General features: G+C 28.8%; 19 protein-coding genes. 2 read left to right on the forward strand and 17 right to left on the reverse strand.

From position 1 onward, the window contains the following. Nucleotides 1-21: 21 nt before the first annotated feature. From B9N53_RS08425 to B9N53_RS08505, 17 genes are all read right to left on the reverse strand, one after another. Nucleotides 22-189: an aminoacyl-tRNA hydrolase gene (locus B9N53_RS08425; protein WP_094204547.1), complete on the reverse strand. Its 168-nt coding sequence runs from the start codon at nt 187-189 to the stop codon at nt 22-24. A 416-nt stretch (nt 190-605) separates the two neighbouring features. Then, entirely contained in the window at nt 606-1,016 is a 411-nt protein-coding gene (locus tag B9N53_RS08430) for an RNA polymerase sigma factor (RefSeq protein ID WP_004838472.1), read from the reverse strand. Nucleotides 1,017-1,298: 282 nt separating this feature from the next. Beyond that, on the reverse strand, nt 1,299-3,035 hold the full coding sequence (locus B9N53_RS08435; protein WP_094204548.1) for an ABC transporter ATP-binding protein: 1,737 nt from the start codon (nt 3,033-3,035) through the stop codon (nt 1,299-1,301). Beyond that, nucleotides 3,028-4,749 carry an ABC transporter ATP-binding protein gene (locus tag B9N53_RS08440; protein ID WP_094204549.1) on the reverse strand — a complete coding sequence of 574 codons (1,722 nt, stop codon included), beginning with the start codon at nt 4,747-4,749 and terminating at the stop codon, nt 3,028-3,030. The genes B9N53_RS08435 and B9N53_RS08440 overlap by 8 nt, the downstream gene beginning before the upstream one ends. A gap of 37 nt (nt 4,750-4,786) precedes the next feature. Then, entirely contained in the window at nt 4,787-6,139 is a 1,353-nt protein-coding gene (locus B9N53_RS08445) for an MATE family efflux transporter (protein ID WP_094204550.1), read from the reverse strand. A gap of 12 nt (nt 6,140-6,151) precedes the next feature. Further along, the gene (locus B9N53_RS08450; protein WP_094204551.1) at nt 6,152-7,600 is read right to left on the reverse strand and encodes an ABC transporter ATP-binding protein; all 1,449 of its coding nucleotides are present in this window, start codon (nt 7,598-7,600) and stop codon (nt 6,152-6,154) included. Next, nucleotides 7,597-8,277, reverse strand: a complete 681-nt coding sequence (locus B9N53_RS08455) for an energy-coupling factor transporter transmembrane component T family protein (RefSeq protein WP_094204552.1) — start codon at nt 8,275-8,277, stop codon at nt 7,597-7,599. Before B9N53_RS08455 ends, B9N53_RS08450 begins: the two co-directional genes overlap by 4 nt. Beyond that, nucleotides 8,277-8,855 carry an MptD family putative ECF transporter S component gene (locus tag B9N53_RS08460; RefSeq protein WP_002838928.1) on the reverse strand — a complete coding sequence of 193 codons (579 nt, stop codon included), beginning with the start codon at nt 8,853-8,855 and terminating at the stop codon, nt 8,277-8,279. The genes B9N53_RS08455 and B9N53_RS08460 overlap by 1 nt, the downstream gene beginning before the upstream one ends. A gap of 51 nt (nt 8,856-8,906) precedes the next feature. After that, nucleotides 8,907-9,473, reverse strand: coding sequence for a TetR/AcrR family transcriptional regulator (locus B9N53_RS08465; RefSeq protein WP_002838939.1), 567 nt, complete (start codon nt 9,471-9,473; stop codon nt 8,907-8,909). Nucleotides 9,474-9,558: 85 nt separating this feature from the next. Next, nucleotides 9,559-10,311, reverse strand: coding sequence for a hypothetical protein (locus B9N53_RS08470; protein WP_060929765.1), 753 nt, complete (start codon nt 10,309-10,311; stop codon nt 9,559-9,561). Further along, nucleotides 10,312-11,367, reverse strand: a complete 1,056-nt coding sequence (locus tag B9N53_RS08475; protein ID WP_094204553.1) for a saccharopine dehydrogenase — start codon at nt 11,365-11,367, stop codon at nt 10,312-10,314. Between the two features lie 89 nt (nt 11,368-11,456). Continuing rightward, on the reverse strand, nt 11,457-16,976 hold the full coding sequence (locus tag B9N53_RS08480; RefSeq protein ID WP_094204554.1) for a non-ribosomal peptide synthetase: 5,520 nt from the start codon (nt 16,974-16,976) through the stop codon (nt 11,457-11,459). Between the two features lie 20 nt (nt 16,977-16,996). Beyond that, nucleotides 16,997-18,937 carry a condensation domain-containing protein gene (locus B9N53_RS08485; RefSeq protein WP_094204555.1) on the reverse strand — a complete coding sequence of 647 codons (1,941 nt, stop codon included), beginning with the start codon at nt 18,935-18,937 and terminating at the stop codon, nt 16,997-16,999. A 12-nt stretch (nt 18,938-18,949) separates the two neighbouring features. Next, the gene (locus B9N53_RS08490) at nt 18,950-20,536 is read right to left on the reverse strand and encodes a (2,3-dihydroxybenzoyl)adenylate synthase (protein ID WP_094204556.1); all 1,587 of its coding nucleotides are present in this window, start codon (nt 20,534-20,536) and stop codon (nt 18,950-18,952) included. Then, nucleotides 20,536-21,228, reverse strand: coding sequence for a 4'-phosphopantetheinyl transferase family protein (locus tag B9N53_RS08495; protein WP_094204557.1), 693 nt, complete (start codon nt 21,226-21,228; stop codon nt 20,536-20,538). The genes B9N53_RS08490 and B9N53_RS08495 overlap by 1 nt, the downstream gene beginning before the upstream one ends. After that, nucleotides 21,218-21,970 carry a thioesterase II family protein gene (locus tag B9N53_RS08500; RefSeq protein WP_094204558.1) on the reverse strand — a complete coding sequence of 251 codons (753 nt, stop codon included), beginning with the start codon at nt 21,968-21,970 and terminating at the stop codon, nt 21,218-21,220. Before B9N53_RS08500 ends, B9N53_RS08495 begins: the two co-directional genes overlap by 11 nt. Before the next feature lie 160 nt (nt 21,971-22,130). Beyond that, complete coding sequence (locus B9N53_RS08505; protein WP_072071458.1) at nt 22,131-22,502, reverse strand: metal-dependent transcriptional regulator; 372 nt, start codon at nt 22,500-22,502, stop codon at nt 22,131-22,133. Nucleotides 22,503-23,026: 524 nt separating this feature from the next. On the opposite strand from B9N53_RS08505, the gene B9N53_RS08510 reads away from it, so the two are divergent. Beyond that, nucleotides 23,027-23,395 (forward strand): hypothetical protein, encoded by a 369-nt coding sequence (locus tag B9N53_RS08510; RefSeq protein WP_010247231.1) that lies wholly within the window; start codon nt 23,027-23,029, stop codon nt 23,393-23,395. Continuing rightward, nucleotides 23,395-24,765 carry a relaxase/mobilization nuclease domain-containing protein gene (locus B9N53_RS08515; RefSeq protein ID WP_094204559.1) on the forward strand — a complete coding sequence of 457 codons (1,371 nt, stop codon included), beginning with the start codon at nt 23,395-23,397 and terminating at the stop codon, nt 24,763-24,765. The genes B9N53_RS08510 and B9N53_RS08515 overlap by 1 nt, the downstream gene beginning before the upstream one ends. Nucleotides 24,766-24,918: the final 153 nt, after the last annotated feature.

Here is a 24,918-nt window from a genome sequence, read left to right on the forward strand (position 1 = left end):
CCTTATATTTTTTGTCAGCCCCTAATAGGCAGAAAATTTTTCTTTGATGTATTCCTCTACTAAATTTTCTAAACTAAATCCATTTTCATTAAATTTAACTTCTATATTCCAACCATCAATTTGATTTATCATCTGTTTATCTTTTTTATCTGTTTTCATTTCTGTATTTATATTATGTTCATCACACATAATATCTTCTCCTTATCTTCAATATTTTTAAGTTTTTTGACATTAACAGGCGTGTAGGTCACGACATTGGAATTTCACCACCGCCCCTTTTCAAGATGAGCCGGCAACAACTGTAGAAGTATCATTATCCCCATTTGCTTCAATGCATCAGTTTCCTAGGCTGAATATATAATTTCTTTTTGTCGCTCGTTTTCTTTTATCCTTCTTTTAACTAGAGTATTTATTTAAACCGAAATCCTTATCAGCAGAAAAGTTATGGCGAAGAAATTATAAAGCTCCACAAATGGTTAATGTCCTGTCTTGGTCTATTCAGTTGTCAAGGTTCAAAATTCTTTCAATTTCTTTTTTTATATAAAAGAGGACAAAATTCCCCTTCACTTTATAAAGGAAAATTTGCCCTCTTTGGTAACCATAATTTATAGTTCTTCTATAAATTTCTTTAGTTTTTCTAAAATTTTATCTCGTCTCTTAATTAAAGTTGGATGTGAGATATTTTTAGTCTTTGCTACTGCACGAAGTGTTTCATCATTGAAATATAATCTTTCTATGATTTCCCGCTCATCCCTATTTAACTTTGACAAAGCACTTTTTAGTGCTTCAATCATCATTTGTGTAGCTACAACTTTTTCTACATCAACGTTTTTATCCTCTAAATTATCTTCGAAATTCCCATCATGATTTAGGGACGAAAAAAAGAGCAAGTGGTTTTTCTTGTCCACCTGCTCTAAATATTTTTCATGTTCTCTTTCTTGCCAGTAGACTTTGTATATCTGCTCGCTTACTTTGATTTTTTGCCCACCGACATAAAGGTAATATTCTTTTGTCATTTATGTTTCCTCCATTCTTTTTTGTCTTTATGTTTTCAGACAAAAAAAGGAGGACTCCTGCTCTTGGGCATGGTTAGTCCTCTAGAGTGAAAGAAACTCTTTCTAATAGTAATTGTATTTAATTTTTTAACTGAGTTATCTAGCTTGTAAACAGCGTAAGCCAAAGAAAAAAGGTAAATTTATTTTAATAATATTTTTTTGCATATTTTACCTCCATTCTCTTAGTTAAAGCTCTTACTATTAAAAATTTTCCTGTTCAAAGACTTTAAATATTTCTTTCTTTTAATTATTTAATTTCCATGATTCTGCCTTAGCTTTTGAATTAATAAGGTCAGAATAAAGTCCATTATTTTTAATCAGTTCTTCGTGATTTCCACGTTCTACTATTTCTCCATCTTTTAATACTATAATCTGATCTGCATTTCTAATGGTTTTTAGTCTGTGGGCAATCATAATTACTGTTTTGTTTTTTGTTAATGATTCTATTGCTTCTTTAAGCTTATCTTCATTTTCTGGATCTATATTTGCAGTTGCTTCATCAAAGATAATTATATCTGCATCTTTTAGCATGGCTCTTGCTATGGAGATTCTTTGTTTTTCTCCGCCTGATAGACTTGCTCCACCTTCTCCGATGATAGTGTTATATCCTTCTGGTAAAGCTTCTATAAATTCATGACATCTTGCTTTTTTTGCAGCCTCAACCACCTCATCGTGACTTGCATCTTGTTTTCCAAATTTTATATTGTTTTCAATTGTATCTTCAAATAGATATACATCTTGAAATACCATGGAAATAGAATTCATTAAGTTTTCTATCTTATAGTCTTTTATATTTTTTCTACCTATTAAAATTTCGCCAGAATTTACATCCCAAAATCTTGCAATAAGATTACAAAATGTTGTCTTACCAGATCCAGATGGTCCAACAATAGCAGTCATAGTATTTTCTTTTATCTCTGCTGATACATTTTTTAAAATTGGTCTATCATCATAGGAAAATGATACATTTTTAAAGACTATGTTGTGATTTTTTATTGGCTCTGTAATACTTCCTTCTTTCATATCAGGCATTGAATCTATAAAACCAACTGAATCTATAGCGTTTTCGCAAGCTCTTAGGATTGCCATGTTTGATCCTGCTCCGATAAGTCCTTCAAAAATTATAAAGGATGCCATAATCATAAGAATTGTTTCAGCAAGTGGAAGTTCACCAGATAAATTTAATTTTAGAGATACATAGACCATAGCTACTGTTGTTATTCCCATTACAATTCTTTGGATAACTGTATATGGTGCTACAGATTTTTCTAAATCTAAAAGTATATTTGATGTATCTTTTATAGACTTTCTTAAAGCCCTGTTATTCTCTCCACCAAGATTATAGGATTTTATAACCTGCATTCCTTGTAAAGTTGCCAATACTTCTTTTGTAAGTCTTGTTTGTGTTTCTGTCATCTTGTCTGCATTAGCTGATGATTTTTTCTCCATCATTGATGTAACTATAAAGAATACTATTACACCTGCTACTGCAACAAGCCCTACCTTTACATTAAAAATTAAAGTTCCAAGGACAAAGACTAAAGTATTTAAAACTCCGCCAAGTACAAGAACCAAAAGCATAGGCACCCACATTTCTGCTTGGGAAAGTGATGATGTAGCAATAGTAGTTAATCTTCCTAGTGAAAAGCTTGAAAAGAAACCCATAGGAACTCTTTTTATCTTTTCTCCTATTTCTATTCTCTTGTGAGCTGCCATAAAATATCCAGCGTGAGTTTGTGCCATTTGAGATGATTTTTGTGTCATAATCTTTCCAACAAGGGAAATTACTAATATGCCAAGACAAACAAAAATAACCTTATAGTCTAAAGTTTTAGAGAATATATTTACTAGCATATAGTAAATTGCTCCAAACTCAAGAGCATTAAATACTGCGTGCAAAAATCCAGCAAGAATAGATTTCTTAATATTTACCTGTTCTTCTTTTGAAAAACTCCATATCTTTTTAAACACATTAAGCATTTTCATCACCCCTTAAATTTGCAGCATACATTTCCTTATAAAGCTCTGATGACTTTAATAAGTCCTCATGAGTTCCATAAGAGTTTAATTTACCATCTTTAATAACAAATATCCTATCTGCATCAACAATTGTCTTTAACCTATGAGCAATGATAATTAAAGTTTTACCCTTAACTAGATTAGCCAAGGCATTTTGTATGAGAGCTTCATTTTCAGGATCTATATAAGAAGTTGCTTCATCTAAAATTACAATTGGTGCATTCTTTAGCATGGCACGAGCAATAGATATCCTTTGTCTTTCTCCGCCAGACAGATGACCTCCACCTTCGCCAACTCTTGTATCATAACCATTAGATAGATTCATAATAAAATCATGGCAGGCAGATTTTTTACATACCTCTATGATTTCTTCATCAGTAGCTTCTTTATTTCCAAGCCTAATATTTTCCTTTATAGTCATATCAAATAGGAAATTGTCTTGGGATACAAAAGAAATTAATGAAGATAAGTTTTCAAGGGATAAGCCTTTCGTTTCCACTCCACCGATTTTAATATACCCTTTATCTACATTCCAAAATCCAGCAATCAGTTTTGCTATTGTGGACTTACCAGACCCCGAAGGTCCAACGAGTGCTGAAACAGACTTTTCTTTTATTTCCATTGAAAGATTATCAATGACTTTCTTTTCTCCGTCGTAGGAAAAGTCTACGTCTTGAAGTTCTATATTATAGGATTCTATTTTCTCTCCCTTGTCAATATTTTCTAACTCTCTTGAATCTAAAATCTTTCCTATTTCAGAAGTTATAGTTGATATTCTTGACATATCGTCCATATAGTTCATGATTTTTAAAATACTAGAAACTGTAGCAAAGGATAAGACTATTAAGGTAATTAAATTTCCTAAATCAATACTTCCATTTATATAAAACAAAATCCCAAAAGGTATGATTGTAATAATTCCCATAGGAGAAAGTAATCTACCTATGGCAACCCTATTCATAGATTCACCCATCCAGTTATAATAAAAGCTTGCATTATCATAAACTGCATCAGAATATTTTTTATAAGATGATTCGCTTTGATTAAATGTCTTTATTACTTCTATTCCATTTATATACTCAACAATGGAATTATTCATGTGTTGACCAATGGCAACCGACTTTCCAAACATTTCCTTATAATGAGCATTCATAACAGACATCATAATAGACATTCCTACCACAAATGGAATTAGTGATAGCAAGGTTAAACGCCAATCTAAGGTAAACATGTAAATAAACAATAGAATAGGTCCTACTAAATTTGCAGTAAATTCTGGCACTAAGTGGGCAAGGGATGTTTCCATAGAATCAACTTGCTCAACTATAATATTTTTTAATTCTCCAGATGATCTTGATAATACATCTCCCAGTGGCATCTTGAATAATTTCTTAGAAATATCATTTCTGATTTCACCTAAAGAATTAAAAGTTGCCGTATGAGAAATACTTGTTGATATTCCTGCTGCCACTTCTTTAATAACAAATGTTATTAAAATACTTATACAAAGTGAAGTATATAAACTCGTATCGCTTACGCCATTAATCAAATTTACAATTATTTTTGCCATATAAATATAGGAAAAAAGACCAGCCACCACCCCAACTGTTGCAAGTAGGACGGATATAAAATATGAGCCTTTTCTTTTATTTACATATTCTTTTACTAAATTCACTTTAAAACCTCCTTTAGTAATATTTTTAAATAGTTTATTATATTTTTTTTATTTCAGAGGGCATTCTATTAAGCTCTCCAATCATCATTGCTATTCCAGCTAAAATCATAATTAAATCTACAAGAGGTTCAGCAAACCATACTGCCTTAACTCCAAATGTCATTGGTAGAATAATCATGGCAGGAACGAATAAAAATAATTGTCTTAGCATGACGATTATGCCTGCCTTTTTAGCATTTCCTATTGCTTGGAAGAATGTTATAGACATAACCATTACTCCATATAAGATAAATATAGAATAGAATAGTCTAAAGTTTCCTACTCCCTGAGTTATAATACTTTCTTCTACTCCAAATAGGGAAAGGATGTTTTTTGAAAATAATAAGACTGGTAGCCAAAATATGGCTGCAAGAACAAGTCCTCCAATGGAGAATACCTTCATTGCCTCCTTTACCCTGTCATATCTTTTTGCTCCAAAGTTTGTACCAACAACAGGTTGCAAGCCTTGACTCATTCCCCAAAGTGGAATAAAGGAAAAGGCATATATTCTTAAAGTTGCTGCCATTAAGATAGCATTTGTATCTCCTCCATATTTAAACGACATTTTGTAAAGCATGGTCTGCTGAATCATAAATAAAACTTGCATCATCATGGCAGATGTTCCGACAGCAAACATTTCTTTTTTTACTTCTGGCTCAGACTTTATTTTATTTATTTTTACAACTTTACTCTTGTTTTTGAAATAATGTAACGTAATGGCTGCTTGGACAAATTGTGCTGTAATAGTTGCAAGTGCAGCTCCTTCAATTGCATATTTTCCCATTAATTTCATTAGAATGGGATCAAGAATTATGTTTAAAAAAGCCCCTAGCCCCATAATGAGCATTGCTTTTTTCATTAATCCTTCTCCACGCATAACCATGTTTGCTGATTGAGTAAAGTTTACAAATAAAGAACCAATAAAAATTACTCGTAAATATCTGATACCATATTCTTTAATTTCTCCACTTGCTCCAACCATATCTAAAAAATGTGGTGCAAGTAAAATTCCGCCTATTGTAATAATTGATGAGAATAGAATAACCCAAAAGATTAAATTCCCCATAATTTTATCAACTGTTTTTTGGTCACTCTTTCCTATAGCTCTTGATAAAACCGATGCTGACCCTACACCAATTAGGGTAGATACTCCGCTATTGAAAAAAGTAAGTGGCATAGCGACACCACAAGCTGTCATTGCAGTTTGCCCTATAATATTTCCTGCAAAAATTCCATCCATAAGTGGATAAAGACCTATTACAATCATTCCTATTACAGCAGGGATAGATAATTGAAAAAGTAGGTCTATAGGTCTTTTGCTTAATAATTGTTCTTTCATATCTTGTTTCAAAAAATCAACTCCTTACACAATCAGTCCATCTTTAATAAATTTCAAAATATCTTTTTCATGTCCTTGAACATATACTTTCTTATATCCATCTTCTTCAAGCATTAACACAGAATTACAAACTTTAAAAATAAGTTCTATATCATGAGTTATTATGGCAAAAGGATATATTTTTGAATATCTTTTTATTATTTCAGAAATATCATTCATCCTCTTGTAATCTAAACCTGACGTAGGTTCATCAAGAATTATTAGTTTTCTACCACTTAAACAAGCAGTTAATAGTGCAAGTCTTTGTTTTTGTCCACCAGATAGATTTTGTGGATGGTCATACCTATTTTCCCAAAGGTCAATATGTTTTAATTCGTTTCTAAGTCTATTTAAATATTCAACGTCATTAATTCTATCTTTTTGTAAAAGCTCATTTTCCACCGTATCAAAAAATATTTGGTATTCTACATCTTGCATCATATAATAAGAGTTTCTTAATCTTTCTTTTTTATTTCTCCCAAAGCTTGTTTTGCCTTTAAAGTTTAATAAACCAGCTAAAGATCTTGCAAGAGTCGTTTTACCTACTCCATTTTTACCTATAATCGCCATTATCTCATTTTCACATAAGCTTATATTTAAATTTTTTATTAATTCTTTTTTACCAATAGAAATACCAACTCCTCTTATATCCTCAACTACATTTTTGCAATTATCAATATTTTCAGATAGCAAAAAATTATAGTTAGTTGTTCTTAAAGAGTAATTTTTACAATCCTCTTCTGTTAATTCATCTTTTTTAAAAACTTTTTCGATTTTACCATCTTTCATATACAAAAAACGATCATATAAATCATTTAAATAGAACAATCTATGCTCAGATATTATTATCGTTTTTCCTAAGGATTTTAATTTTTCAAGAATATTCTTAAGTTCGACTATTCCCCTATAGTCTAAATTTGATGATGGTTCATCAAAGAAAATTATTTTAGTATCATAAACAAGAGTAGATGAGATAGCAACTTTTTGCTTTTGTCCACCTGATAAAGAATTGATATTTCTATATTTTAAATTTTCAATTCCCATCACACTCAAAGAGTCATCAACTCTTTTCTTTAATTCTGAAAGATCCATTCCTAAATTTTCTCCAACAAAGGCAAGCTCATCCTCAACAATATTTGCGAAAAACTGATCTGTTGGATTTTGAAATACATTTCCTATATATTTTGCCAATTCTCCATTGTTATATTGCGAAATATTTTTTCCTAAAATAGATACTTGTCCATATAATTGTCCTTGATAATGATTCGGAATTAAACCATTTAATATTCTTGTTAGCGTAGTTTTTCCACAACCAGATAAACCACTTATAACAACAAGTTCCCCTTCTTTAATATTTAGCTCTATATCTTTTAAAATTACCTTATCATTTCCATCATAAGAGAATTTTTTAATATCAGCTTCTATTACATTCATATTGACCTCCACAATAAGAAAATAGCTAAAAGTAAGAATACGATATCAAAAAATTTAAAAGTTATTTTATGATAATTAGTCCTTTCCCCTCTATATTCTGCTCCTTTAGATATAATAGATGAAGTCAAAGTTTCACTCACTTGCAAACATTTATAGATAAGAGGGATGAAGTAAAGTTCAAAAGACCTAATAGGATGGAGGGGACTTAATCTTAGTCCCCTTACCTTCATGCCATTCTTTATTTCTTTAAGCCTTAACCCCATTTCTGATATAAACTTCATTCCTATCACTATGCTTAGAGCAAACACATTTGGAATGTGTAAAAACTTAAGTGAACTCATCATTTTAAGTGGTGATGTATTCACAAGAATACCGCCAATAATAAATATCGGAAAGAGTTTTAATACAATTTCTACAAGACCTAAAATTGCATTTCCACCTATTCCTAAGTCTGTAATAGTTAATGTTTTGCCAACAATTAACAAGATAAGAACTGTTGCTAGTTGTTTAATAAATTGTTTTAAGGAAAAAGTTAAAGTTAGAAACATTGATATTCCTATCATAATATAGTAGCCAATATCATCTGTTATAAATAATATAATCGAAAACGCTAAAATTAAAACAAATAAGATTATAGGATTTACAAGACAGTTGTCATCTCTCCTTATTTTTTCCATTACAATATTCCTGATTTTTTACTCTTTTTAAAAAACTTATTATTTATATATAATCCAAATCTTCCTGCTATTAATACCAAGACGATATTAATGCCTATTGAGATTAGCATTGCCTTTGGTGTAAAAAAGGCATCCATAAAGGCAGCCTGTTCTTTAGTAAATACGCTAAAAACTTCAACAATTTTTTCTGGTCCAAGTAGTCTTACAAATGTCATTGCATGCATTGAAATAACAAACATTCCAGCAGATACTGCTAAGGCAACTCTATTATCATTTTTATAGTTACCTATAATTAATTCTGCTACAATAGCTGCGATGGCATTTACTATAAGCATTGGCCAATATCCACTTAATGCATAAAATACACCAAGCAACATGAAAAATATAAAAGCTATTCCTCTTTTTTGTAATTTTTTAGCCATAATTATAAATGGCGGAGCTACTACAAAGGAAGAAAATCCTGCCGCTATATATAAGGATAAAGTTCCTAACATTCCTGTGGCTGTTGATACAGCCATGTTTAATATAAACGCCACTACTGTAAAAATTGTAACTTGTACGATATCTTTTAATTTCATATAAACCTCCAATTTAAGATATATTTTTTCTTTCTGAGTAAACCCTAAGATTTACTTAGCATTATTATCTAAGATAATTCCTATCATTTTTTTTAATGCAAGTTTGTTCTTCACAAAATTTTCTCTTGCATTTAGAACTTCACAACCTAGAATAAATGTGTTAATCAAATCAGTTATTAATTCGATAGCTTCACTTAATTCACCTCTTACATCTTCATCAAATAACATTAGAATACTATCAGATGATGATTTTTTTAGTTTCTTATATAAGTCTTTTAACTTATCGTCATGATTTAATTCCTGTAAAAACATTGCATAAATTGAAACATAGTCACTCTGATATAGCATTTTTTCTAAAATAATCTCAGATAAAACTTCGCTAAAATCCTGACTTGTTTTATTCATCTCATCATAGATTATCTTCTCTCTGTATTTATTTCCTTCTAACATAATGTCGTATAAAATTTCATAGGTAGAACCATAATGATGATACAAACCACCTCTAGAAAGCCCAGTAGCTTCCATAATGTCATTCATAACTGTATTTCTAAATCCTTTTTTTAAAAATACAGCTATTGATGCTTTTTTTATTTGATCCAATCTATCTTTGACATTCATTCGCACTCTAGAAATACTACCCCCTCCTTAAAGACATCTATGTCGGTATTTATGAATATTATACCATATTTTTATGATAATTAACTCATTTAATTCTACTCTTTATCATCTCAATTATTATTTCTGGATGCTTACTTAAAGCTTCTGAATGCCCCATATCTTTTATTTCTTCTACTTCTAATTCTTTTTTTATTAACTTTTCTAAATAATTTAAAGAATCTTTTGCGTATATTTCTCTACTTCCAAAAGAAACAGATATGTCTTTCGTAGCTAATTTGTCAGAATTTTTATTTGTTATATCATAACTATATGCAGCTTTAAAGGTACTGTATAAAGTTTCATTGCTTATAGACTTAAATAACATTGGTTTTAATACTTCAATGTCGTTTTCATCATATCCCATGTTATCTCTGATTTCTTTTTGAAGATGATTATTTTCTAATAATCCAATAAATTGTTTTGACATTATATTTGAAAATAATTCAATATTTTCTCCCATATTTATATATTGACCACCATCTAGGATTACTTTTTTTATGTTAACTTCTCCACACAATATCGTTTCAAGAACAATACTGGCTCCTAAAGATATACCATATGCTAGTTCAATATTATCAACTCTTAAATCTTTAATTTCTTTTATTATCATAGCAGCAACTTGTTCTACAGATTTAATTGGTTCTTCATTGATATTACTATGACCTGGTAAAACAGGTAATAGAATGCAATAACTTGATTTTAAAGATTCTATTATTTCCCTAAAACAATTTTCCCAATAAAAGCCAGCACCATGAACTAGCATAATTTTAGGATTGTTTAAATCACCCACTATCTTCATTTATAACACACCCTCCTCATATTCCTTTTTTTCTTTTTTGATATTTACTTTAACATTTTTCAATATCAAATCCCTTTCTATATCTTTAAAGTCTAAAATATCCATTGAATAATATAGCCCATTTTTATAATTTTTCTCCAGGATTTTCTTAACAAGATTAGAACAAATTACAGCACTCATTGTACTGCTTTCTTTACTTTCTACTTCAATCTCAATGTTTTCCATAGAATTTTTCGCAGAAATTATTAGCTTGTTAAAATTATTTTTAGAAACATTTGCTTTAAAAAATGAAATTATATTATCTATATCTTTACTATAACTACCCTCAAATTTATCAGATTTTAATACTATTTCCTGCATTTTTCGAATAACTTTATCGTCATAAATTTGATTAAACCAATTTGCAGTGTTAACATTAAATTTTTCTGCTACTCTTAAAAATTCTTTGGTAATATAGTTTGATAGCTTATAAATATCACCATTAACATTTACAAATTTAATTCCATCTTCATATACAAGCTCACCATTTTTGTAATAATATAACGCTTTTCCAAACCCAGATAAATTTGTTAAAACAAAGTCTTCAATTGCTGATTTACTGGGAATTTCTTCACTTACATTAAAACCTGAAATAGAATCAACATTTTTTAAACAACTACAAGCATAACTTGCCATAATTCCACTTAATCCAGGGAAATATCCCGAAGATAAAACAAATATGTTGTTATCTAGTTCTTCTTTTATTTTATCCTCTAAAAATGATTCACCTGATGGATCTATATATGGAATATTGCATTCACTTGCTATTTTAGCTATCTTTTCTCCATTTTTATATGATGCTCCAGCACAATTTATCAAAATATCGACTTGATTACAAAATTCAGCGACTTTACCCAAATCTTTTATGTCCATCTGTACATAGGTGCAATTTTCTGTATCTTGTTTTTTATTGTTCTTGTAGGTAGCATATAAAGGATATATCTCACTTATAATTTCTACACATTTTGAACCAATATTTCCACTTCCACCCAATATTCCAATTATCGGACTTTTCATATATTCACCTCTCTTTTAGTAAATAAAAACCAATATGACTTCAATTTTTAGCTTGAATCATTAAATAATTTTATCATCTTGAATATTCCCTATTCATTAATGAATTTTAATATCTTCGTGCTGTTTTGTTTTAGATTTTCTCCAATTAAACAATCAAAATGTTGTCCTGATATACTGCTGTACACTATATTCCCAGCTAAATACTTCTCCCAAGTTTCTTTATCTTCTCCAAAAAATTCTCCATAAAAACTTTTTTCTGTTTCTTCACAAGAGAAAACCCTTACATTCCCGCTATATTTTGGGGGTTTATAAGTTGATACACATCCAAAATTTTGAGAAAAGATGTTAAATAGTGTATTTAACATTTTTATTTCATTATCTAATAAATTTACCTTATCTCTATTTATTGAATTATAAAGATTATTTAGTCTTTCGGAAATTGGAATTGAAGAAAGTCTTTTAAACTCAAGTCCTATATCCTCATACTCTCCAACAAGTCTCTCAAACGACTGTATTTTCAAGTCACCATCTAGATTTTTTACCATATATTTTATACAATCATCGAGTCTTTCATCACTTACAGTATGACCAGCTTTAAAAATATCAGCATTTATTAGCCTAGAAAATGTTCTTTCTAGCAGTAATTCATTTTCTAAACTTGTCTTTAGTGCTATATCATATTTATTTCTTGATAAACAATGGAAAACTGTTCTTTTTTGTTCTCTTGGAATAGTCGTACTCAATAAAGTTACATCTGATACATTCATATTTTTATTGGTTATATAATTCGCAGTCTCAATAGCTATCAATCCACCAACGCAATGTCCAATAAGTATATACTTGGAATACCCGAGTTTACATAATACCTCTCCATATTTTTCTCCAAGATTTTTAAATGTATCCTCAGTTTTCATAGAAACATATTCTGCCTCATCTCCAAAAGAAAAGCCCAATACATCTTCGACATCATTACTATCTTTTATAATATAATCTAATAATTCTGTATATGCAGATAATGTGCCTGTCCCTGCGTGAAATAAAACTTTAGCAGTTTTCTTATCATTATCTAAATTGGATTTTTTTAATACTGATAAAGACTTATCAATCTTTTTATCAATCTTATCAAACCTGTTTTGAATTTTTTTGGAAATTTCTCTGATTGTCGGCGTTTGCATCATTTCAGTAAGCAAAGAACTCCAGTCCCAATCTTTTGCTTCTTCTACTTTTTCCAAAATTTCACTTATAATTTGTGCTATTAAAAGAGAGTCTCCTCCTACACTATAAAAGTTTTCATCTAATCCAATAAAAGACTTATTTAGCTCTTTACACCATATATGTTCAATCTTTTTTTCTATCTCTGTCATTTGCGATTTATCAATACTAATATCATCATCTTCTACTTTGAATAAACTTGATATTGCCTCTTTGTTAATTTTCCCATTGCTTGTTTTGGGTAAACTTTGTAATATTTTTATATCAGATGGAATCATATAGTTTGGCAAAGAATCATTTAAATGCTCAAATAATTCTGTTTTGTCAATGTTATAATATTCATTTTTAAATCTCGTTACAAAAACATTTTGTCCTGATACTTCTAGTAACTGACTACTTGGAAATGCATAAGTTATGTTGCCATCATTTCTATCTATAATATCTTCCCATTGCTTTTTTGAGAAAAATGTTTGTTCACTTTCTTTTCTTTCATCTTCAAATCCTATCAATCCATCCTTGAATTCCATTGATGTTAATAACATATAACTCATTTTTGTTTCCTCTAATATAATCAATGTCCCAGAATCTACTAATAGATTTTTTAAGTTTTTTATAACGAAATCTATATTTCTAGAATTGTGTAATACATTTGCACATAGTATTAAATCAAATGAGAACGCATCTAGACCCTGCTTATAAAAATCTTCATTTATATCAAATATTTTGTATTTTATCCAATCATATTCATGAAATATGTTTTTTGCATTGTTAAAAAAGAATTCAGAAACATCAGTGAAATAATATTCAACTTTTGAATCTTTCAATTTAGTAATCACATCAATAGTTGTTCCACCTACTCCTGCTCCAACTTCTAAAATTCTAAATGGTTTATTGCTATTTTTCATTTTTTCATTATATAAATAATGTATTTCATTAGCTATAAAACCATTATTGATTCTATTTATTTTATTGTCGTGATATGATGCCAAAGCAGGTTTTAAATCCCCTTTTGGAAAAAGTAAATTTAACGGATCTTCGATTCCTGTTATTAGTTCAGGTAAAGAATCATTGGATCTTTTCAGATAAGCTAAAAAATCCTTACTGTAATTAAATTCATTTTCTACTTTATAAAAATCATTCCATAATTGTTCAAGTGTTTCTCCATTCTCTTCACCTAAATATTGGTATTGTTCCTCATCTAATTGTAATATTTTTTCTTTAACCAATACATTTAGCCATCTCTTTAATAACTTGTCTAACTTTTCAGGTACGTTTATTATTTTTTTAATCTCTTGAATATTATATTTGCTTTTTTGGTCAGTAAAAATTCCAAAATGTTGAAATGTTCCTAAAATAGACTTCAATGATACCTTGTCAGCACAATCTCCCCATTTTATTAATAAATTAAGATTCATATTCTCTAAAACACTTGATTCTAACTCTTTTAAAAACTCAATTTCATCGCAACCCAAATAAAAATCATTAGATATATAACTTTTAATTTTAGGAGTAACCACAGCATTTATTTTACCATCTAAAGATTTCCCTTTTGTATATACAACTTGTGCAGAATCTACTTTGTTATAAGAAGCAATTGCATCCTCTATTTCTGATAATTCTATTCTATATCCATGAATTTTTATTTGTCCATCTCCAGACTCTCTACCAGTAAAAATAATTAAACCATTTTTTAAATAATAACCTGTATCACCTGTTTTATATATAATTTCTCCATCTCTTGTTCTTATAAATTGTTCTTTATTTAATTTTTCATCTCCGATGTATCCCTTGGATATTCCCTTACCGCCAATATACAATCCACCTTTAACATAGTCGGGACAAGGATTTAAATCTCTGTTTAAAACGAAAAATTTTTGATTTGACATAGGGTATCCATATGGAACACTAATATCAAATTTCTCATTTTTACCTATATCATAATAGATAGACCAAATTGATGCTTCTGTAGCTCCACCCATGCTAACAAGCTTCACATTTTCAAAAATATTGTATACTCTACTTGGTAAATTTGTTGGAATCCAATCTCCCGACAACATACATAGTCTTAAATATTCACTCTTTTTTATTTTTTCAGATGCCTCTAAATAATTAACTATCAGTTGCATTTGAGCTGGCACAGAGTTCCAAATAGTTACTCTATGAAGCAACATTAAATCATAAATATACTTTGAATCATTTGTCTTCTCTGATTCTGGTAGTACTAATGTTCCCCCAATATCAAAACACCCAAATATATCATATACCGATAAATCAAAGGATAATTTTGCTAATCCCAAAAACACGTCTGCTTCTTTTATCCTATATCTTTCATTGACATCAATTATTGTATTCATAACTGCATCATGCGTTATTCTTACACCCTTAGGTTCACCAGTAGTCCCAGAAGTAAAGATTATATAAGCATCATCCATGTAATATTTTTCTAAATTCAAATCTTTCATGCTATTAAATTCACTTAAAGAAATATTGTGTAAATTTATATTTTTAAATTCAGAATTACTCAGCTCTTCATCACATGATAGAACCACTTTAACATCTGATTTTTTTAGAATCTTGTTTTTTCTATTAATTGGCTGGTCTACGTCTATTGGAACATATACAGCGCCGCTTAATACAATAGCTAGTACAGATGCAATCTGCCACTCATTTTTTTCAATATTAACTGCTATTCTATCTCCAGATTTTATTTTATTGTTTTTTAAAGCTTCCATTATCGAACTAACATACAAGCTTAATTTTCTATAAGAATAAGTATTTCCCTTGAAAATTAGAGCTGTTTTCTCTGGATTTTTATTTAGCATTTTTAAAAATCCATCTCCTAAAGTTCTTTTTGGAAATTTTCTTTGTGTTGAATTAATATCATGTCTAACTTGCAGAATATTTTCAGGTAATTCCACTGGATTTTTCAAATCTAGGATTTTATACGGATTTTTACATAGTTCCTTAATTATATTTACAAAACCTGCAAACATTTCATCCATAACAACTTGATCAAACACAAATTTTCTAATATCCCAATTTATCCTAGCTCCTGTCTTTTCTTCTGCTAACTGACAATCAATATAAACTTGAGGTGTTTGGCTGATTTTATAATTGACTTTTCGCTTTAACAATACGTCATTTTCATTTGACAGACCGACTGTGCTTGTAAAAACTAATGGCACTACAACACTCTCACCTTTTAATCTGCTAAGCATTCTTAGAACTTCAACTCCAGAAAATGAGTTATGCTCCATATCCATCCATAAATTCTTTTGCAGATTTATTATTCTATCTTTAAATGTTAATTTACTGTCTATATCTATTGCCGATACATTCACATCCGTAAAATCTCCCACTATTTCATTAATATCTTTTATATTTAAAGAACTCCTCTTAAATAAAGTGGTGTTTATGCAAAATTTATTTGTACCTGACCAGTAATATACTATTTCTGACAATACTGACATAACCACAGCCGACACAGTTACACCGATATTTTTTGACAAATCACAGAGTTTACTCCACATGTCTTCATTTAAAAAAATACTTTTTTGAATAAAAGAGCTATCTTCTATATCTACAGTCTTTAGTGTCGGTAAGAATGGTGAGTTTCCCATATTTTCTATCTTATTTTCCCAATATTTTTTATCTTCTTGGCTATTAGATCTTTTATTTTGTTTTCTCTCTTTTTCATATATAACGATATCTCTATAGCTACTAGAATTACACGCTTCTTTTTCGGGGTTATAATAAAAATCTTCTAAATCTTTCAATATGATATTCATGCTTATATAGTCAGCAACTATCATATCAACAGAAAAGTGAAGCAACGTTTTTTCATTTATTTTAGTTATTGCAATATCACACATTGGCCATTCACCAATTTTATACTGTTTGTTAGCTAATTTCTCCCTCAAATCTAATTCTTTTTCATCTATTGAAAAATTCTCTTCAATTTCAACAAATGGTACATCCTTTTGCACTTTTTGTTTACCATTCTTATATATGATTGCTCTAAGCATATCATGCTTTTTTATGACTTTATTCCATGCTATCTCTATTTTGTCCTTATCTAAAAGCTCGTTATATTCAATTTCCATATACCCATGGCAACCCACACCACCCAATTCAAATGCTGTATTCCTTCCCAATAAATATGAACTCTGTATTTCTGTTAAATCAAATTCCTCATAACGATTTATTTCGTCTCTTTTAAAATACATGTTTTTTTCTTTATCCAAATATTCTAAAAGCATTGATTTATTAATCTTAAGTTGTTTTTTTAATTCATCTGTTAAGCTTCCCTTTGGTGCTCTAAATTTTACGTTACTACCCTCTTTCCAAACAACTATATTTTTATTGTTTAAAATATCTAGTAATTCTGTTATACTCATTAGATCCATCCTTTCTTTTACTAAATTGAATAAACTTCTATATCTTCAAGAATTTCATCAATCTTATCCGATATTCTTTCTATTGTTAGATTTGTAAATATTAAGTTCATTGAAATTTGGTTTTCTAATTTAAAAACTCTTTTAATTTCATTGATAATACCCATAGCTTTTAAGCTATCACCTCCAATTTTAAAATAATTATCATAAATAGATATTTCTCTTATATCTAGATGCTTTTTCCATATATCAATCATTTTGTTTTGTGTTACTGTTAGATTTGTTGTGTAAACTCTCGACTTTTCACCTAAAGGTACATCCATGCTTTGAAGCTTATTATAATTAAAACTGCACTTTTTATACTCTCTATATTGTAAATAATTATTTGAATTTTCATTTGTTGCAATCCAATCATCATATTTAGTTAGTCTTAAAAGTTGTTCTTCTAAAGAATTTAACATGTCATCTAACATTTTTTCAGGGAAAATTTTATCTACACTGTCCCAACATAAAATCAAATCTCCATCTTTTATATAAGATTGGAAATCTAACCATACTCCTGGAGTTTGTGAAACCATATATGTAATTTTGCCCAAAGCTTTCTTTGACATTTCAGTCTCTAGTGGATAGTCTATGTTGCACGCAAAAATTACAGGTGCTACATTAATGCTTGTACCCTGTGATTTTGATATATCTCTTTGAACTTGAACTCCACTATAAGATGAATGATTAGCATTGTCTATAAAGGTTTTGCTTATTCTATTCAAAGTTTCTAGAAAAGAAGTATCATTTTTTCTTTCATGCTCTACTAATAAGATATTTGTAAAGTCTGCTACCATAGCTTTTAAGTTTTCGTTTGAAAGATCTCTATTAAATAATGGTAAGTTTATAAAAAACTTATCTTGGTTAGTCCATCTTTCTAGAATTAAAGCATATGCAGTTAATAAAACCATTGATGGAGTAGATTTATAGCTTGCTGCAAGCTCTTTTATTTTGCTCCATTTATCTTTTTCAATAACTCGTTTTCTTCTAGTGAATCTCGTTTCTTTAATTTGTTCAGGAGCTTTCTTTAATGGTAAATTAGGTCTTTCTATCTCAAATGAGTCTATTTTTTCTTTCCAAAACTCTTGGTCTTTTTTATATGTTTCGGGGTCTACTTCAAGATTATTTATATAGTCTTTAAATGTATAATCATTCAGATTATCTAATTCTTTTCCTAAATAAATTTCCCCTAATTCTTTCAAAAGAATACTCATACTCATGACATCGGCAACAAGTAAATCTAAATCAAAGAAAATTTTATTTCTATTTTGTGATAGATTTGCAAGTTTTAATCCTGAGACTTCTCCCATTTCTACTCTAAGTTTTCTATGCGATAAATTTTCTCGTATTTCATCTAGTCTAATTTTGGTTTCTTCTTCATCTAAATTAGACAAGTCAAAAACTTCAATTTCTTCGCTAAAAGGTTTATCTAATATTTCTTGTTTTCCGTCTTCTGTGAATCTTGCTCTGAGCATTGGATGTCTATATTGAAGTTTATTCCATGCATCATTCAATCTTTTACAATCTATTTCGTCTCCGTCTATTTCAATATATGCATGACAACCCACTCCACCTAGAGTTTGATAATCACTTCTGCCTATAAAATAAGAATATTGAACATCTGTAAGATTGAATGAATCTTTACCATCATTTGATTTCTTATTATCTTTTGAATGTTTCTTAATAATTTTTGAATTAGCTACTAGGTCAAACCATGAATTAAGTGTAGGCTTCTCAATGAGCTTTGCGAAGGATATTCTAAGTCCTTCTTTTTTAAGAATTCCTGAAAGTTGCATTACTTGCATGGAACTTAAGCCTTTTTCTATTAAATTGTCATTTTCTTTTATGTCTGATTTCTTCAAGGTATCTTTTAACCATTTTTCAATTATTAGTTTAATTTCTTTTCTCGCATCAAATTCCATGTTCTGCTCCTTTCACTCTATTCTTTTTAATTTATTTCTATCAATTTTCCCCAAAGCAGTTAGCGGCCATGAATCTATATATTTTATAGAATCTGGTAATTTAAATTCCGCTACATTCTTATTTGCTAGAAATGTCCTGATATCTTCTAATGAGAGTTCGTCCTTCTCATCTTTTAATATGAATACTCCTATTTTTTCTCCCAAAAGTTCATCAGGTACTCCTACAACTTGAACATCTCCTATATTCTCATTAGATAGTAAAATATCTTCAATTTCAGAAGGTGTAATTTTTTCTCCAGCCCTATTTATTGTTTCTGAAATTCTTCCCACTACCTGATAGTTTTCATCTTTTAGTTTTCTTGCCTTATCTCCAGTTTTAAAATATAAATCTTTGTCTATACATTTTTTATTTACTTCTGGAAGCTTATAATAGCCATAAATTGTGTACGAACCTCTGACTATAAGTTCTCCGTACTCTTCATCTTTGACCTCTTCTCCATCTTCATCAACTATTAACAATTCATCAAACTCACTTATAGGCTTACCTTGAGTTGTAAATATAGTTTTACTATCATCATCTAAAGAAGTTGTCATAATCAGGCCTTCAGCTATTCCAAAAATTTGTTGTAGTTTGCAACCAAATTCTTTTTCTATCTTTTCAGCAAGTTTTTCTTCTAAAACTGATCCTCCAACTTGAAGAACCTTTAATGAAGATATGTCGTAATCATCTTCCTTTATAAAATCTATACATATATTTGCCATAGCAGGAACTAAGCCCGTTATCGTAACCTCCTCTTCCTCAATTAAAGGCAAGATTTCATCTGGACTTGTTACTGGGCATAAAACAACTTTGCCGCCTATAAAAAATGTTCCTAATATCCCTGGGCAACATAAAGGAAAGTTGTGAGCAATAGGAAGAGAAGCTAGATAAATACTGTCTTGATCCATTTTACATCTCTTTGCAGTTTCTTTTGCTACATAGATATAATCACAGTGTCTCCTTGGTATCAATTTAGGTATACCAGTTGTGCCTCCTGATAAAAGTAATAATCCTATTTCTTTATAGTCAACATCTATATTTTGATATAGATAATCTTTATCATTAAAATTGTAAAAATTTTTATATCCTTGATTATCCCCAAGAATATAAACTCCAAAATCTATATTTAATTCTTCTCTTACTTCTCTAATCATATCCACATATGAAAAACCAAGATATTTATCCTTAGATATATATGCTTTTGCTCCTGATTTTTCTAATATTCCCTTTATTTCATTTTTCCTGTGAGCAGGAAGGGATAATACAGGAATCACACCAATCTTAAACATGGCAAAAAGGATAATAACAAATTCGTGACAATTAGGAAGTTGAAGAACGATTCTATCTCCCTTTTTAAATCCAGCTTTCAATAAACCATTGGCATAATGGCAAGCTTTTCTATTTAATTCTTGATATGAAAGTTCAACATCTCCATCTACTAAGGCAATTTTATCCCCATATTTTTTAGCACAATCTTCAATAAATTCTCCTAAGGTCATATGCGGCCATACTTGTTCATCATAAATTTTTTCTAATTTTTCTTTTAATTCAATGTTCATTAATTTTCCTCCAAGCATATTGCCCCGACATATTTGCCATCATAATTTAATGGCTGTAATCTACTTATTATATTGTTTTTATTATCGCTAATTTCTATAACTTTATTTCCATAAGAAATTATTTCAATTTCTTTCAAATTTCTTATAAGACCAATCCCATAATATTTAAGATAGGCTTCTTTTGCAGTCCAATATCTATAGAAACTAATTATGTTGTTATCTATATTTATGATTTCATACTTAGTAAAACAGTTTTCTAATATATCCTTAAACTCAAATTTATAATTTATTTTTTCAACATCTACTCCTACTTCTCTTTTAAAAAAAGCTAACAGGACTAAGCCATCAGTATGTGAGATGTTAAACTTTAATCCTATAGTGTTTTCTAGGTAAGGCTTATTGTTTTTATCTCGTTTGACTATCAGATCATCAATTTCTTTTTCTAGTAAACATTTTAGGACTAAATTAAGTATTGCTCTTGATACTAGATAATTAATTTTTGCTATTTCTGATTTATAATCCTTTGATTTTATTATCTCCTCTTTAGTTAAGTAAGGAAGTAATTTTTCTTCTAATAATTTATCTGTATAAGCCTTAATTAGTATTAAATTATTACTAGCTAATTTATCTTTTAAATCTTCTAAAGTAAGAAAATCATTAATTTTTCTTATTTCATATTCTTCAATTTTCATTTACTTTTATAAACTCTTTTATCTCTTTAATGACACTTTCAGGAGATGTATTGACAAACATATGCTTGCCATCGATATATCTATAAGTGAATTCTTTTGTGGTATAATATTGCCATTTTATAAGTTCATCTAAAGTCATTTCTTGATCTTTATCTCCCATAAGACCTAGTATAGGTGATTCTAATTTCTCAAATTTTGTGTCTTGATAGTCTTCATCTATTACAAAATCTGCCCTAAGTGTTGGCAAGAAAATAGAAATTAAATCCTTATTGTCTAAAATTTCTTTTGGTGTTCCTTCATATCTTCTTAAGCCTTCTATAAATCCGTCATCATCAAGATGATAAATTGGATGAGGTTCTTTATATAACGGTGCTCGTCCTCCTGATATTATTATTCCTCTTGGATTTATGTAATCCGAATTTTTAATTCTTAATGCAAGTTCATAAACTATTTTTGTTCCCATACTGTGTCCAAATAAATAATAAGGTTTTCTAAAATCAAAATTTTCTTTCATATCTTCAAATAAATTATCCACTAAGATGTTAATGTCACTTATAGCCTTTTCAGAAAACCTGTTTTCTCTTCCTGGATACTGGGCAACAAGTAATTTTATATCTTCAAACTCATCTTTCCATTTTCTAAAGGCAGACACTCCACCACCTGCAAACGGGAATATAAAAAGATTTGCTATTATATTATTTTCATTAATTCCTTTATTTAGTATTTCAAAGTTTTTTGACATAAATTCACCTTTTTATTTATTTTCTGTTAGTATTGGCTAACTCAAAATTATTATATACCATTTGATAGCTTTTATCAATAGCTTTGAGATGTTTTTAAAAATATAATTTTTAAAAAAAATAGCATAGACATCTCATTATGCGAGTCATCTATGCTATTTACTATAAATTATAATCGAAATGTTTTTTTAATTTTTCAAAAGTTTCATCAGAAATAACATGCTCTATAAGACAAGCTTCGTCTTCAGCATTTTTTGCATCTATTCCAAGTCTTATAAATACGTCCGTCAAATATTTATGCCTTGTATACATTTTTTCGCAAAATATTTTTGACTTCTCTGTTAAACGAATTATTTTATCTTCACCATAAATAATCAGCCCTTTATTTTCAAGTTTTTTTAGCATTCTTGTAACAGTAGGTCTTTTATATTCTAAGTAATTAGCAAGATCCATATTTCTTACTTCCTCTTTTTCCAAAGATAAAATATATATAGCTTCTAAATAATTTTCCTCTGCAAATTCCCTGTGTAGAATAGATTACCCCTCCCTCAAAATAAAAATAATTAGATCCAAATTTAGTAAATACGAAATTCAAGAACTTAGAATATGATTTCCTTAATATTTACACTATTTCATTATACTTATAAAAATCCTTATTTAAAAGTAATTTTTAGAATATTCCTCTAGATTTGTCATATATTGTTTATTAACTTCACTTATACTATTAGTATATGAGCAAGCACAGTAAGTGCATATGCACTTACTAAAAATGGAATAAGAATACTACGATTATATCGCTTATTTTTTCCATTTTACTTGTTGGGGAATATCCCCAAACCCCTAAATTTATAATAATTAAATTCAACAACAAACGCTCATAATAGTCCCAACGTAAACTTGAATATTATCTCAAAAAGTGATAAAATATAAGATAATTAGAAGCAAAACTCAGGAGTTTTCTTAAAGAATATATAATAAATTAAACCTGTAAAACAAGTTGCTATACTTGCTTTTACAGGTTTTTCTTTTTTTACTTAACTATATAAAGGAGGTAACTTATGGCAAATAGAACTAGAAATAACGGTATATATCTAATGCTATCTGATGAAGAATTAGAATTACTGAACAAAAAATATAAAGCATCTAAATGCAAATCTCTTAGACAATTTATTATAAAATGTGTTTTAGAAAAAGATATTTTTATTCTAGATATGGATGTTTTTCGTGAAATGTCAACAAATATAAGTCGTACTTCAAGTAGTATAAATCAAATTGCAAAAAGAGTAAACTCAACATCCCTTATATATAAAAATGATGTAGATGATTTGAAAAAATCATTAGAAAAACAAGCAAAAGATATTTTATCCATGCGTAAAAAAATATACTCTCTTACCTATTCCAATAGTTTTAATACGGAGAAAAAATAATGGCTGTTACTAAAATTCATCCTATTAAATCTACCTTAAAAGCTGCCCTTGATTATATTATGGATAGCAATAAAACAGACGAAAGAATTCTAATCTCATCTTTAAATTGTAACCCTATAACTGCTCATTTAGAGTTTGAACAAACAAAAATAGAATGTAATTCTAAGGCAAAAGTTTTAGCTAGACATTTAATTCAAGCTTTTGCACCTGGAGAAACTACACCTGAAGAAGCACACAAAATTGGAATTGAATTATGTGAGAAGGTACTACAAGGAAAATATGAATACGTAATAACTACCCATGTTGATAAGGAGCATATTCATAACCATATTCTATTTAATAATGTTTCTTTTGATACAGGTAAAGCCTATCAAAGCAATAAAAAATCTTACCATCAAATTAGAAATTATAGTGATGACTTGTGTAGAAAATATAAGTTATCTGTTATAGATGAAGACTATATAAAGTTTAAAAATAAATATAAAACTAATGGAAAATCATATAAAGAATATATGGAATTTAAAAAAGGGACATCTTGGAAATATAGACTTCAAATATCTATTGATCATGCTATTCAAAAGTCTAATAGCTATGATAACTTTTTAAAAGCTATGGAAGAATATGGATACGAAATCAAATTAGGCAAGTACTTATCTTTTCGTCATAAAGAACAAGGAGAAAAAGGACGATTTATTCGTGCTAAAGAAAATACTCTTGGAAAAGATTATACCAATGAAAAGATAAAGGAAAGAATCGAGAATAATATGAATAAAAAGTCAGTAAAAATTGATTTTGATTCTTCTACGAAAACATATAAAAAAGTCGACAATATAATAGACTTAAAAAATAATAAAAAGATACAATCTTCTGAAGCTTATGAAATATGGGCAAAGAAACACAATATGAATACTATGGCTGACACTTTAAATCAACTCAGAAAGTATGGGCTGACATCTAATATAGATCTAGAAAATAAACTTCAACAAGAAGCCATTAATACGCAAAAAACTTTAAATAAAATTAAGAATATAGAAAAAGATTTGAACGAAATCTATACTGCAATTGAAGCTTTAAACACTTTACAAATAAATAAATCTATTTATGAAATCTATAAATCAAACTCTAAAGATAAAGAATTTTATGCAGAATATAAAACTCAAATTATCACATACGAAAAGTCATTAACTACTTTAGACAAAAACAAGTATAAAAATTTAAGCATAAAAGAATTATCAAATATTTACGATGAATATAAAAGTAAAAAAGATATTCTTATGAAAGACTACTCTAATAAGAATACTTTGATTTACGAGCTTACTCAATTGAGAAAAAATACCGATAGATATCTTAATAATGAGTTATATAAGTAATACAATTTAAAAATATCTAAAAAGTACTTCGAAGACCTGTAATCATGCTTTTATTTAATTTGATACTAGTATTCATTTAAATACCACCTATATATACTGAATTTTAAATTATACCCTATAATTATTCCTTAAAAGACCAATATAAAAAAATAG

Source organism: Finegoldia magna (assembly GCF_002243175.1).
GTDB lineage: Bacteria > Bacillota > Clostridia > Tissierellales > Peptoniphilaceae > Finegoldia > Finegoldia magna_J.

What these genes read in the sequence shown, in the direction of transcription:
- B9N53_RS08510 (WP_010247231.1), top strand. Translation starts at nt 23,027, where the DNA reads ATGGCAAATAGAACTAGAAATAACGGTATATATCTAATGCTATCTGAT.
- B9N53_RS08515 (WP_094204559.1), top strand. Translation starts at nt 23,395, where the DNA reads ATGGCTGTTACTAAAATTCATCCTATTAAATCTACCTTAAAAGCTGCC.
- B9N53_RS08455 (WP_094204552.1), bottom strand. Translation starts at nt 8,277, where the DNA reads ATGGAAAAAATAAGGAGAGATGACAACTGTCTTGTAAATCCTATAATC.
- B9N53_RS08460 (WP_002838928.1), bottom strand. Translation starts at nt 8,855, where the DNA reads ATGAAATTAAAAGATATCGTACAAGTTACAATTTTTACAGTAGTGGCG.
- B9N53_RS08485 (WP_094204555.1), bottom strand. Translation starts at nt 18,937, where the DNA reads ATGGAATTTGATGCGAGAAAAGAAATTAAACTAATAATTGAAAAATGG.
- B9N53_RS08500 (WP_094204558.1), bottom strand. Translation starts at nt 21,970, where the DNA reads ATGTCAAAAAACTTTGAAATACTAAATAAAGGAATTAATGAAAATAAT.
- B9N53_RS08450 (WP_094204551.1), bottom strand. Translation starts at nt 7,600, where the DNA reads ATGAATGTAATAGAAGCTGATATTAAAAAATTCTCTTATGATGGAAAT.
- B9N53_RS08425 (WP_094204547.1), bottom strand. Translation starts at nt 189, where the DNA reads ATGTGTGATGAACATAATATAAATACAGAAATGAAAACAGATAAAAAA.
- B9N53_RS08470 (WP_060929765.1), bottom strand. Translation starts at nt 10,311, where the DNA reads ATGAAGATAGTGGGTGATTTAAACAATCCTAAAATTATGCTAGTTCAT.
- B9N53_RS08480 (WP_094204554.1), bottom strand. Translation starts at nt 16,976, where the DNA reads ATGAGTATAACAGAATTACTAGATATTTTAAACAATAAAAATATAGTT.
- B9N53_RS08430 (WP_004838472.1), bottom strand. Translation starts at nt 1,016, where the DNA reads ATGACAAAAGAATATTACCTTTATGTCGGTGGGCAAAAAATCAAAGTA.
- B9N53_RS08475 (WP_094204553.1), bottom strand. Translation starts at nt 11,367, where the DNA reads ATGAAAAGTCCGATAATTGGAATATTGGGTGGAAGTGGAAATATTGGT.
- B9N53_RS08465 (WP_002838939.1), bottom strand. Translation starts at nt 9,473, where the DNA reads ATGAATGTCAAAGATAGATTGGATCAAATAAAAAAAGCATCAATAGCT.
- B9N53_RS08490 (WP_094204556.1), bottom strand. Translation starts at nt 20,536, where the DNA reads ATGAACATTGAATTAAAAGAAAAATTAGAAAAAATTTATGATGAACAA.
- B9N53_RS08495 (WP_094204557.1), bottom strand. Translation starts at nt 21,228, where the DNA reads ATGAAAATTGAAGAATATGAAATAAGAAAAATTAATGATTTTCTTACT.
- B9N53_RS08435 (WP_094204548.1), bottom strand. Translation starts at nt 3,035, where the DNA reads ATGCTTAATGTGTTTAAAAAGATATGGAGTTTTTCAAAAGAAGAACAG.